Raw genomic sequence first — 11,397 nt, 5'->3', positions numbered from 1 at the left:
TCATGAGAAGCCGGAACAGCGATCGGGGGAAGGGCCTCGCCTTCGCGGCGGCCGTCGTGGTGCTCGCCGCCGTCGGCGTCTACCTCACGATGAGCCCGCCGTCGGGTTCCTCCACCGGGGGCGACGAGCAGACGAGGGAGCAGTCCGTCGTGGCCACCTCGCGGGCGACGGCCGCGGCCCGGGAGCCCAGCCCGGTGGCCACGACTCCCGGCGCCTTCGACGTGTACGCGTACCTGCCGCTGTCGCGGGAGGAGATCGGCGCGGCGGCCGACCTGGCACGCCGCTTCACCGAGGCGTACGGCACCTTCTCTCCCGGTGAGAAGCCGGAGGCGCGCGCCGGTCGGCTGACGCGGTTCGCGACCGACGAGTTCGCCGGCCAGCTCACCAGGACCGTCACCGACCCCGCGGTGGTGGACCAGAACGAGGCCGACCAGGTGACGTCCAAGGGGTCGGCGAAGGTGGCGACGATCCGCGACATGACGGCCAGCCAGGTGGTGTTCGTCGTCGACTCGGTCCGCCACGTGACGGACAAGAACGGCCAGAAGGACGTGCCCGAGCAGTTCGCCGTGACCGTGGTCAAGGCGGGGACCGACTGGCGGGTGTACGACCTGCAACTGGCCGACGCCGGTCAGGACGGGGACACCTCGCCGTGACCGCCCCGCCGCGCATCACTCCGCCCGGCGCCTCGGCGCGCGTCGCGCGCAGGCTCGCGTCGGCGGGACGGGACTGGCGGACGATCGCCGTGGCCCTCGTCGTGATCGTCCCGGCCACGCTGCTCGGCTCGATCATCCTGATGACCCCCAGCCCGTCGATCCTGTTCGGCGGCGGCGCGGCCGAGAACTGCGCCGAGGCGGCCACGGGGACCGCCGCCGGGGACGCCGCCGACGTCTCGCAGACGGCCCAGGGCGACATCCCGGCCGACTACCTGGAGCTCTACAAGAAGTTCGGCAAGCAGATCGGTGTGCAGTGGAACGTCCTCGCCGCCATCGGCAAGCGGGAGACGAACCACGGCCGCTCGACGCTGCCGGGGGTGCGCGGCGGCACCAACTACGCGGGGGCCGCCGGGCCGATGCAGTTCCTCATCAGCACCTGGGGCGGCCAGGCCAAGATGAAGATCGAGCCGGGCATCAACGGCTACGCCTCCGACGGCGACGGGGACGGCTACGGCGACGTCTACAACCCGGCGGACGCCATCCTCGGCGCGGCCAAGATGCTCAAGCGCAACGGCGCGCCCGACGACCTCAGAAGGGCGATCTTCGTCTACAACCGGGCCACCTGGTACGTCGACCAGGTGCTGGAGATCGCCAAGCGCTACGCGGCGACGGGGGACATCGGCGTGCCGCCCGAGGCCGACCCGGCCTGCGACTCCGGCTACGTCGACAGCGCCCCCGACGACGTCGTACGGAAGATCCTCGAGTACGCTCTGGCGCAGCGGGGCAAGCCGTACCGGTGGGGCGGCACGGGCCCGGACGCCTTCGACTGCTCGGGGATCATCTACATGGCCTACCGGAACGCGGGTCTGACCATTCCCCGCACGACCTTCGGCCAGTGGCCCTTCGGCGTCAAGATCGAGGAGGGCCGGGAGCAGCCCGGCGACCTCGTCTTCTTCAACGCCGGTCCGGGCACATCAAAGGACAATCCGGGGCATGTCGGCATGATCGTGTCACCCGGCAAGATGATCGAGGCGCGGTGCACGCTGTGCGGGCCCATCAAGGTCACGACGTACCGCGACCGGCCGAACATCGTGGGCTTCACCCGGCCGCTGGAGAACGAGACCGTCATCGCGCAACTGAAGCGGGCGCAGACGTGACGGGAACACGGCTCGTCGTCGGAGCCGCGATCGTCGAGGGCGGCCGCCTCCTGGCCGCCCAGCGGTCCGGACCGCCGGAGATGCGCGGCGGCTGGGAGTTCCCCGGCGGGAAGGTCGAGCCGGGAGAGGACGAGCGCGCGGCGCTGGTGCGCGAGTGCGCGGAAGAGCTCGGCGTCCAGGTCGTCCTCGGACAGCGCGTCGGCGGGGACTGGCCCCTGCACAGTGCTTCCCCCGGTGGCTACGTGATGCGTGTGTGGCTCGCCACCGTCGTCGCGGGCGTGCCCCGCCCGCTGGAGCACCTCGCGCTGCGCTGGCTGGAGCCGCACGAGTTGTACGACGTCTCCTGGCTTCCCGCGGACCTGCCGATCGTCGCCGAGATCGAGAAGCTGTTGCCGAGCGGGGACGGATAGTCGCCGAATCGTTCGCAAGATCGGGCTTTGCTCCCGCTTGTACCAAACTACAATCAGTTCTGACCTCAAAGCCGGGCCGACGGGAGGCGAACGGTGATCGGACGCGCATACATGAGAGCCGCGTCCTCGGCTGTCGCGTCCGTGGCCATCGCCACGCTGGCGATCCTGGCCGTGGGCCCGGTGATCGGCGCCAGCGCCGACCCGGTGGAGCCGTGTGACCCCGTTCAGGACCCCCAGTGCGCCGTCGTCACGGTTACGGTGACTCAGACGCCACCGGCCTCCACCTCCACCGCGAATGCGAGCCCCAGCGCCGAGCCCGTGGTGACCAAGACCGTCACCATCACACCGACGCCGAAGCAGACCAAGACCAGGACGCCCAAGCCGGCCACGACGACGACCGCTCCCCCCGCGTCCACGACGGAGCAGGACCCGCCGGCGCAGTCCACGCAGACGTTTCCCCCGCTGACCGACACCACCGTCACGGATCCCAGTCCGACTCCTGAAGACAACGGGCAGGTGGTCCTGCCTCCCGCGTCGTCGCCGACGCCGGACGTGGCGCAGCAGACCCCCAGCACGGGCGTTTCGTTCGAGCAGCCCGATCCCGAGACGGTGCCGATCGAGATCCGCAACGCGTCCCCCGAGTATGACAAGCCGACGCTGGCCCACCGGCTCGCGATCCCCGCGGCGGTGCTCGTGGGCGTCGCGCTGATCGCCTGGCTGGTCTTCGAGGGCCGGCTGCGGAGGATGGCGCACGCCGCCGCCGTACGGCGGGGAGGCCCGGCCGCGGCGCGTACGCCGGCTCCCGAGGCGGCGGCCTACCCGGCGGCCACCCCCGGCTACGCTCCGATGGTCGGCTTCGTGCCCGTCCAGACCTACACCGTGGGCTATCCGCAGCAGCAGCCCTACGGCTACCCGGCACCGTACGGCTACGCCCAGCCGTACGGGTACCCGGTGGCCGACCCCGCCCAGATGCAGGCTCAGCAGGCGCAGGCTCAGCAGGCTCAGCAGGCTCAGCAGCAGCAGGCGCAGCAGCAGGGCGGGGCCGACCCCTGGAGCCAGGCGGTCGGCGAGGACCCCGGCGCCCAGCGCTGACGAACAGTGCTGAGGAACAGCGCTGACAAACAGCGCTGACAAACAGGAAGGCGCCGATCGGACGGACCGATCGGCGCCTCTTCCGGGGGCTCAGCGCTGGCGCTTGAAGATCTTCGAGCCCAGCCAGACCAGCGGGTCGTACTTCCGGTCGACCACGCGCTCCTTCATCGGGATGATCGCGTTGTCGGTGATCTTGATGTGCTCCGGGCAGACCTCGGTGCAGCACTTGGTGATGTTGCAGTAGCCGAGGCCGTGCTCCTCCTGCGCCGGTTCCTTGCGCTCCGCCACGTCGTACGGGTGCATGTCGAGCTCGGCGATCCGGATGAAGTATCGCGGGCCGGAGAAGGCCGGCTTGTTCTCGTCATGGTCGCGGATCACGTGGCAGACGTTCTGGCACATGAAGCACTCGATGCACTTGCGGAACTCCTGCGAGCGCTCGACGTCGACCTGCTGCATGCGGTACTCGCCCGGCTTCACGTCGGCGGGCGGCGTGAACGACGGGACCTCGCGGGCCTTCTGGTAGTTGAACGACACGTCCGTCACCAGGTCCTTGATGACCGGGAACGTCCGCAGCGGCGTGACCGTGATGGTCTCGCTCTCCTCGAAGGTGGACATCCGGGTCATGCAGCCGAGCCGGGGCTTGCCGTTGATCTCCATCGAGCAGGAGCCGCACTTGCCGGCCTTGCAGTTCCAGCGCACCGCGAGGTCGGGGGCCTGCGTGGCCTGGAGCCGGTGGATGACGTCGAGGACGACCTCGCCCTCGTTCACCTCGACGGTGAAGTCCTCCAGGCGGCCCTCGCCGCCCTCACCGCGCCAGACGCGGAACTTCGCCTTGTATCCCATCACGACTCCTTGACCGCGGCGTCGTATTCCGCCAGCTCTTCCTCGGTGAGGTACTTCTCCAGCTCGGAGCGCTCGAACAGGCTGATGAGGTCGCCCCGCATGGACGGCTGGGCCCTCTCCTCGACCGTGATGGACGTGCCGTCCGGCTCGGCGGAGCAGACCAGCAGCTTGCGCCGCCACTGCGCCGACATGCCGGGGAAGTCGTCGCGGGTGTGGCCGCCACGGCTCTCCTCCCGCATGAGCGCGGCCTTCGCCACGCACTCGCTGACCAGCAGCATGTTGCGCAGGTCGAGCGCGAGGTGCCAGCCGGGGTTGTAGATCCGGCTGCCCGAGGAGGCGGTGTTCTTGGCCCGCTCCTTGAGCTTCTCGATGCCCTCGAGGGCCTCGCTGATCTCCTCGGACTTGCGGATGATGCCGACCAGGTCGTTCATCGTGCGCTGCAGCTCGTGGTGGACCTCGTACGGGTTCTCCCCGCCGGTCCGCTCCAGCGGGGCCAGGGCCTCGGCCTTGGCCTCCTCGACGCCGGTCACGGTGGGCCGCTTGGGCAGCCCGTCCACGTACGCCGCGGCTCCGGCGCCGGCCCGGCGGCCGAACACCAGCAGGTCGGACAGCGAGTTGCCGCCGAGGCGGTTCGAGCCGTGCATGCCGCCGGAGACCTCGCCGGCCGCGAACAGGCCGGGGACCGACGCCGCGCCGGTGTCGGCGTCCACCTCGACGCCGCCCATGATGTAGTGGCAGGTCGGGCCGACCTGCATGGGCTCCTTGGTGATGTCGACGTCCGCCAGCTCCTTGAACTGGTGGTGCATCGACGGCAGCCGCCTGGTGATCTCGGCGGCGGGCAGGCGGGTGGACACGTCGAGGAACACGCCGCCCTGCGGTGAGCCGCGCCCGGCCTTCACCTCGGCGTTGATCGCCCTGGCCACCTCGTCACGGGGCAGCAGCTCCGGCGGACGGCGGTTGTTGGCCTGGTCGTCGTACCAGCGGTCCGCCTCCTCCTCGGTCGTGGCGTACTTGTCCTTGAACACGTCCGGGATGTAGTCGAACATGAAGCGGCGGCCCTCGGAGTTGCGCAGGACGCCGCCGTCGCCGCGCACCGACTCCGTCACCAGGATGCCGCGCACCGACGGGGGCCAGACCATGCCCGTCGGGTGGAACTGGATGAACTCCATGTTGATGAGCTTCGCGCCGGCGAGCAGGGCCAGCGCGTGCCCGTCACCGGTGTACTCCCAGGAGTTCGACGTGACGACGTACGACTTTCCGATGCCGCCGGTGGCCAGCACCACGGCGGGGGCGTCGAAGACGATGAAGTCGCCCGTCTCGCGCCAGTAGCCGAAGGCCCCGGAGATCGCGTCCCCATCCTTCAGCAGCCGGGTGATCGTGCACTCGGCGAAGACCTTGATGTACGCCTCGGGGTCGCCGTGCAGCTTCTCGTCCTCCTGCTGGAGGGCGACGACACGCTGCTGGAGGGTGCGGATCAGCTCCAGGCCGGTACGGTCGCCGACGTGCGCGAGGCGCGGGTACTCGTGGCCGCCGAAGTTGCGCTGGCTGATCTTGCCGTCCTTGGTGCGGTCGAACAGCGCGCCCCAGGCCTCCAGTTCCCAGACGCGGTCCGGGGCCTCCTTGGCGTGCAGCTCCGCCATGCGCCAGTTGTTGAGGAACTTGCCCCCGCGCATGGTGTCGCGGAAGTGCACCATCCAGTTGTCGTTCGGGTTGACGTTGCCCATCGCGGCGGCGGCGCCGCCCTCGGCCATGACCGTGTGGGCCTTGCCGAACAGCGACTTGCAGACGATGGCCGTCCGCTTGCCCTGCTGCCGCGCCTCGATCGCCGCGCGGAGCCCCGCTCCACCGGCTCCGATGACGACGACGTCGTATTCGTGACGCTCCACTTGAAATCCTTATGCGAACGGGAAGTTGATGACGCCCTTGGCGACGAGCCGGACGTACAGGTCGGCGATCACGATCGAGACCATCGACGCCCAGGCGAACTGCTGGTGCCTGGCGTTGAGCTTCGAGACCAGGGTCCACGCCTTGTAGCGCAGCGGGTGCCTGGAGAAGTGGTTCAGGCGCCCGGCGGTGATGTGGCGGCAGGAATGGCAGCCGAACGTGTAGCAGAGGACCAGGATCGCGTTCACCACGAGGATGATCGTGCCGAGGCCGATGTGCCCCCAGTTGCCGTTCGCGTCGCGGAAGGACAACACCGCGTCGTACGTCAGGATCAGACCGATGATCGCGGCGAAGTAGAAGAAGTAGCGGTGGACGTTCTGCAGGATCAGCGGCAGGCGCGTCTCGCCGGTGTACTTGCCGTGCGGTTCGGCCACGGCGCACGCCGGCGGCGAGAGCCACCACGAGCGGTAGTACGACTTGCGGTAGTAGTAGCAGGTGAGCCGGAATCCACCGGGGAAGGCGAGGATCAGCAGCCCCGGCGGCAGGGTGTACCAGTCGCCGAACGGAGCGAACCCGAACAGACGGGCCCCTTCCGGACAGGACGTCGCCGCCAAGCAGGGCGACGAGAAGGGGGCGATGTACGATCCGGCGAGCACGCTTCTGTCGAACATCGCCCAGAAGCCGTAAATCAAGAACAAGAAGAGTCCGGCGAACGTGAGCGCCGGAGCCAGCCACCATCGATCGGTTCGAAGCGTGCGCACCCGGATCTGCGCGCGTTGTTTCCTTGCCGCGCTCTCGGCCGTTGTCTGGGTCATCGGAGACCTTCCACCCTCACTGACTCCGCGCACGCCGGAGCGACCGCGCCGTACTGCTCAGGCCGTGCGCGTTATTGGTGGGGCACACATTACGACGAGCACATCACGAAGTGTGAGGAGGGTCACTCCTCCTCGATGTGATCTCGGTCACTTCCCCGGCAGTTTGACGACGGTCACGAAGAATTCGTCGATCTGCCGTACTACCCGGGTGAACTGGTCGAAATCCACGGGTTTGGTGATGTAGGCGTTCGCGTGCAGGTTATATCCCCGCAGGATATCCTGCTCGGCCTCCGATGTGGTGAGGATCACAACGGGGATGGTCCGCAGCGAGGGGTCCTTCTTGACCTCCTCCAGCACCTCGAAACCGTTGACGCGGGGCAGGTTGAGGTCGAGCAGCACCAGGTCGGGCCGGGGCGCCGAGGCGTACTGCCCCTCGCCGCGCAGGAAGGCCAGCGCCTGCTCGCCGTCGTTGACCACCCGGAGGTTGTTGCCGACCTTGTTGTAGGAGAACGCCTCCTGGCAGAGCAGCACGTCGCCCGGGTCGTCCTCGACCAGGAGGACCTCGATCGGGCGGAACTCACTCATCTGCGCTCACTCATCTGGGTCTCCCAGGGCCGGCAGGGTCCAGCGGAACGTGGCTCCGGCGTCCTCGTTCGTGTCGAGCCAGATCCGGCCGCCATGATATTCGACGATTTTGCGGCACAGGGCCAGTCCGATGCCCGTCCCCGGATAGACGTCCCTCGGGTGCAGGCGCTGGAAGATGAGGAAGATGCGGTCGGCGTACTTCGGCTCGACGCCGATCCCGTTGTCCGAGCAGCTGAACTCCCACATGTCGCCGTCCCGCCGTACGCCGATGTGGACGCGGGGAGGCTCCTCGGAGCGGAACTTGAGCGCGTTGCTGACGAGGTTCTGGAAGAGCTGGGTCAGCAGCGTGCGGTTGCCGACGACCTTGGGCAGGTCGTCGTGGGTGACCGTCGCGCCGGTCTCCGACAGCCGGGCGTCGAGGTTGCGCAGGGCGCCGGCCAGCGCGTCGCCCGTGTCCATCTCCTCCGGTTCACCGCCGACCCGGCCCACCCGCGAGAAGTCGAGCAGGTCGTTGATGAGCAACTGCATGCGGCGGGCGCCGTCGACCGCGAAGCCGATGTACTGCCGGGCGCGGTCGTCGAGCCGGTCGGCGTAGCGCTGCTCCAGCATCTGGGTGAAGCTCGCCACCTTGCGCAGCGGCTCCTGCAGGTCGTGGCTGGCCACGTAGGCGAACTGCTCCAGCTCCCGGTTGGAGCGCTTGAGCTCCTCGGTCTGCTCGGCGAGCTGCTGGCGGGCCTCGACGGACGACTGCCACTCGGTCATGATCCGGCGGCGCATCCCGTCGACGTGGCCCGACAGCTCCCACAGCTCGGCCGGCCGCTCGACCCCGAGCTCGTGGTCGAAGTCGCCCGCGGCCACCGCCCGGACCTGCCGGGTCAGCTCCGCGATCGGGCCCACGACCGCGCGGCGCACGATCAGCGCGCAGAACACGATCGCCAGCACCATCGCGCCGGCCAGCGCCGCGACCGCCACATAGATGGTGTTCCAGCCGGAGTAGAGCCGGTCCCTGGCGACGTCGTGCAACCGGCCGAGCAGGGCCTGCTGCGTGTCGAGCGCGCTCCGGACCGCCGAGAACCGCTGGAGGTTGCTCTTGGCCAGGTCGGTGAGCGGGCCCGGGCCGCTCTTGAGGGTCCGCGTGACCACGGGCTCGGCGTAGTCGCGCCGCCACGCGGCCGTGGCGTCGGTGATCGCGCGGATCTGGCCGGGGACGCCGTACCCCTGCGGCAACCGGGGGACGAGCCTGGCGATCGCGTCCGTCGCCGACCGCTCCTCGGCGACCCCCTGGCGGTAGGTGTCGAGATACTGCTGCTCGCCGGTGAGCCCGTATCCGCGGATCGCGCCCTCCTGCGCCTGCACCGCGCGGGCTACCCGCAGCGTCTCCAGGGCGGCGGGGTCGACCGCGTCGACGAGGGTCTGCCGGGCCTCGTGCGTCGAGGAGAGCGCGAGCAGGATGGCGCTGACCGCGATCACGAAGATGAGCAGGACACCGGCCCCGGCGAGCACGAACCACCGGCTGACCGGCAGGCGGGAGCCCCGCTCGGGCGGCGCCAGCGGGGGCAGCGGGGCCGGGGAGCTCATTTGTCGTCACCACGGGACACGCGGGACACGAGCACGGCCGCGACGTCGTCGTGCATGGCGCCGTCGAGACTGGCGATGATGCGGTCGAGGTCGATCCCCGCCTGGGCGCGGATCAGGTTCGCGAGACCCTCGGTGCCCAGCAGGTCACGGTTCTCGCCGACGGTGGCCTCGATCAGCCCGTCGGTGTAGAGCAGCAGCGACCACCGCTCGCCCAGGGTGACGTCGATGGGCGTCCACTCGATGTCCGGGAAGATCCCGAGCGGCGGTCCTGACGGCGTCTCGGTGACCACGCCGAGCACGCCGTCGCGCAGCAGCAGCGGCGGCGGGTGGCCGATCACGTGCAGGCGGGCGGTGGTCAGGTCGGGGGCGATGGTCGCGGTGCACATCGTGGTGAAGATCTCCGGCGACTTGCGCTCGTGCCGCAGCAGCATGTCGAGCGTGCGCAGCACGTCGTTGCCGGTCTGCCCGGCCAGCACCAGCGTGCGCCAGGCGATGCGCAGCGCCGTGCCGAGGGCGGCCTCGTCGGGCCCGTGCCCGCACACGTCGCCGATCAGCACGTGCACCGCTCCGTCCGGCGTCTGCACGGTGTCCCAGAAGTCGCCGGCCAGCAGTCCGCCCGAACGTCCCGGAAGGTAGCGGGCCTGGTGGTGGAGGAGCGTGGGGTCGAGCAGGGGGACGGGCAGCAGGCCGCGTTCGAGCCGGGAGTTCTCCTTGCTGACGATGCGTTCCTGCAGCAGTTCGCGCATGGCGAGATCGGCGCGCTTGCGCTCGATGGCGTACCGGATGGCGCGGATCAGCAGCCGGGCGTCGACGTCCTGCTTGACCAGGAAGTCCTGCGCTCCGGCGGCGACCGCCTCGATGCCGACGTGCGCGTCTCCGAGCCCGGTGAGGACGAGCACCGCCGTGTCCGTGGCCATGGCGAGGACCTGCTGCAGCGCCTCCAGCCCGGAGGCGTCGGGAAGGGAGAGGTCGACGAGCACGCACTGCACGTCGTCGGTGAGCCGCGCGCGTCCCTCGGCGAGCGTCCGCGCCCAGGTGATCTTCGGTGGCCTCTCGGCGCCCGCCAGCAACTCCTCGACGAGAAACGCGTCGCCGGCGTCGTCCTCGATCAGCAGGAGGGTGAGCGGATCGGGCAGATCAGGGGAGACCGGGGTCACGAACGCCTCTCGTCAGCGTCGGCATCATCGTCGTGCAGCATCGTGTGCACAAACCTATCGTCTGGGAACCGCTCGGTTAGGGCTCACACGTCAACGAGCGCCTCTATTCCCGGGGGAAGCGTCCCGTCACGTGCGGCCTCGCCGAGGAACGACAACAGCGTCCCACGGAAGGCCTGCGCCGCCCGAGTCGGCTCCACGTCTTTGCGGTGGGCGAGGGCGACCGTACGGCGCAGCCCGGGCAGCAGAGGCGTGCCCGTCAGCCTCGGCCGGTTCTCCAGCACCATCGAGGGCACCACCGCGATGCCCAGCCCCGCCTCGACGAACCGCAGCACCGCGTCCATCTCCCCGCCCTCCACCGCGAAGCGCGGCTCGAACCCCGCCTGCCGGCAGGCCGCCAGCGTCGCCTCGCGCACGTCGTAGCCCCTGCGGAACATGACCATGGGCCGTCCGCGCAGGTCCTCGATCCGCATGTACGACCTGCGCCCGGGGGCCGACGCGGAGGCCACGACGAGGTTCTCGCGCAGGATCTCCTGGGTCACCAGGGACGGGTCGCTGCTCTGCAGCGGCAGGATGATCAGGGCCAGGTCGAGCTGGCCCCGGGCGAGATCGCGGACGAGGTCGCGGGACCCGCCCTCCTCGACCCGCAGCTCCACCCCCGGGTAGGCATGGTGGAAGCGGGCCAGCGCGTCGGCCAGCAGCCCGGCGCACAGCGACGGGGTCGCGCCGAGGCGCACCCGCCCCCGCCGCAGCCCCGCCAGCTCGGCGACCTCGCGCCGGGCGGTCTCGGCGTCGGCGAGCATGCGGCGGGCGAGCGGGAGCAGCGCCTCACCCGCGGGGGTGAGCGTGACGTTGCCCCGGGCCCGGCTGAACAGGGGAGCTCCCAGCTCGGTTTCCAGGCTCTTGATCTGCTTGCTCAGCGACGGCTGCGCGACCCGCATCCGCTCGGCGGCCTGGGTGAAGTGCCGCGTCTCGGCCACGGCCATGAAGTAGGCCAGTTGCTGGAGCTGCACAGCTCAATAGCCTAGGGCTATCGCCGAAACCGGCTCGATGCGCCCCCCGGGTGTGAAGGCGGTGTGAGTTTCGTCGCACACCCTCGGGACCTTCGACCCTTGGAAACCGTACGGGACAGAGCGCATAGCCGGGGGCTATCGAAACCAGAACTGTCATGACTTGGACGTCTGAAAAACACCAACCTAGCGTGTGCATTCGTGACTGCCACTGTT

At 69.8% G+C, this 11,397-nt stretch carries 11 protein-coding genes; 4 read left to right on the top strand and 7 right to left on the bottom strand.

Features of this window, described 5'->3' with window-relative positions; all coding sequences use genetic code 11:
- The first annotated feature begins 2 nt into the window (after positions 1-2).
- The 4 genes from ABZ857_RS15350 to ABZ857_RS15335 all read left to right on the top strand — a co-directional run bounded on the left by ABZ857_RS15350 (position 3) and on the right by ABZ857_RS15335 (position 3,312).
- Entirely contained in the window at positions 3-653 is a 651-nt protein-coding gene (locus tag ABZ857_RS15350; RefSeq protein WP_357043212.1) for a hypothetical protein, read from the top strand.
- The gene (locus ABZ857_RS15345) at positions 650-1,810 is read left to right on the top strand and encodes a bifunctional lytic transglycosylase/C40 family peptidase (protein ID WP_357043210.1); all 1,161 of its coding nucleotides are present in this window, start codon (positions 650-652) and stop codon (positions 1,808-1,810) included. Before ABZ857_RS15350 ends, ABZ857_RS15345 begins: the two co-directional genes overlap by 4 nt.
- Positions 1,807-2,220 (top strand): (deoxy)nucleoside triphosphate pyrophosphohydrolase, encoded by a 414-nt coding sequence (locus ABZ857_RS15340; RefSeq protein ID WP_357043208.1) that lies wholly within the window; start codon positions 1,807-1,809, stop codon positions 2,218-2,220. The genes ABZ857_RS15345 and ABZ857_RS15340 overlap by 4 nt, the downstream gene beginning before the upstream one ends.
- 93 nt (positions 2,221-2,313) lie before the next feature.
- Positions 2,314-3,312: a hypothetical protein gene (locus tag ABZ857_RS15335; RefSeq protein ID WP_357043206.1), complete on the top strand. Its 999-nt coding sequence runs from the start codon at positions 2,314-2,316 to the stop codon at positions 3,310-3,312.
- 90 nt (positions 3,313-3,402) lie between these two features.
- Here the strand turns inward: ABZ857_RS15335 and ABZ857_RS15330 are convergent, their stop codons facing one another.
- From ABZ857_RS15330 to ABZ857_RS15300, 7 genes are all read right to left on the bottom strand, one after another.
- Positions 3,403-4,155 (bottom strand): succinate dehydrogenase/fumarate reductase iron-sulfur subunit, encoded by a 753-nt coding sequence (locus ABZ857_RS15330; protein ID WP_357043204.1) that lies wholly within the window; start codon positions 4,153-4,155, stop codon positions 3,403-3,405.
- The gene (locus ABZ857_RS15325) at positions 4,155-6,041 is read right to left on the bottom strand and encodes a fumarate reductase/succinate dehydrogenase flavoprotein subunit (protein WP_357043202.1); all 1,887 of its coding nucleotides are present in this window, start codon (positions 6,039-6,041) and stop codon (positions 4,155-4,157) included. The genes ABZ857_RS15330 and ABZ857_RS15325 overlap by 1 nt, the downstream gene beginning before the upstream one ends.
- 9 nt (positions 6,042-6,050) lie before the next feature.
- On the bottom strand, positions 6,051-6,854 hold the full coding sequence (locus ABZ857_RS15320; protein ID WP_357043200.1) for a hypothetical protein: 804 nt from the start codon (positions 6,852-6,854) through the stop codon (positions 6,051-6,053).
- Positions 6,855-7,001: 147 nt separating this feature from the next.
- Positions 7,002-7,439 carry a response regulator gene (locus tag ABZ857_RS15315; RefSeq protein WP_357043198.1) on the bottom strand — a complete coding sequence of 146 codons (438 nt, stop codon included), beginning with the start codon at positions 7,437-7,439 and terminating at the stop codon, positions 7,002-7,004.
- 6 nt (positions 7,440-7,445) lie between these two features.
- Positions 7,446-9,017 carry an ATP-binding protein gene (locus ABZ857_RS15310; RefSeq protein WP_357043196.1) on the bottom strand — a complete coding sequence of 524 codons (1,572 nt, stop codon included), beginning with the start codon at positions 9,015-9,017 and terminating at the stop codon, positions 7,446-7,448.
- Positions 9,014-10,174 (bottom strand): fused response regulator/phosphatase, encoded by a 1,161-nt coding sequence (locus tag ABZ857_RS15305; RefSeq protein ID WP_357043194.1) that lies wholly within the window; start codon positions 10,172-10,174, stop codon positions 9,014-9,016. The genes ABZ857_RS15310 and ABZ857_RS15305 overlap by 4 nt, the downstream gene beginning before the upstream one ends.
- A gap of 83 nt (positions 10,175-10,257) precedes the next feature.
- Entirely contained in the window at positions 10,258-11,184 is a 927-nt protein-coding gene (locus tag ABZ857_RS15300; RefSeq protein ID WP_357043192.1) for a LysR family transcriptional regulator, read from the bottom strand.
- Positions 11,185-11,397 lie beyond the last annotated feature (213 nt).

The organism is Microbispora sp. NPDC046933 (assembly GCF_040644635.1).
Taxonomy (GTDB): Bacteria; Actinomycetota; Actinomycetes; order Streptosporangiales; family Streptosporangiaceae; genus Microbispora.
The sequence above is the reverse complement of the archived record's forward strand: the minus strand, read 5'-3'. Positions and strand labels throughout refer to the sequence as shown.

What these genes read in the sequence shown, in the direction of transcription:
- ABZ857_RS15315 (WP_357043198.1), bottom strand. Translation starts at nt 7,439, where the DNA reads ATGAGTGAGTTCCGCCCGATCGAGGTCCTCCTGGTCGAGGACGACCCG.
- ABZ857_RS15350 (WP_357043212.1), top strand. Translation starts at nt 3, where the DNA reads ATGAGAAGCCGGAACAGCGATCGGGGGAAGGGCCTCGCCTTCGCGGCG.
- ABZ857_RS15330 (WP_357043204.1), bottom strand. Translation starts at nt 4,155, where the DNA reads ATGGGATACAAGGCGAAGTTCCGCGTCTGGCGCGGTGAGGGCGGCGAG.
- ABZ857_RS15320 (WP_357043200.1), bottom strand. Translation starts at nt 6,854, where the DNA reads ATGACCCAGACAACGGCCGAGAGCGCGGCAAGGAAACAACGCGCGCAG.
- ABZ857_RS15310 (WP_357043196.1), bottom strand. Translation starts at nt 9,017, where the DNA reads ATGAGCTCCCCGGCCCCGCTGCCCCCGCTGGCGCCGCCCGAGCGGGGC.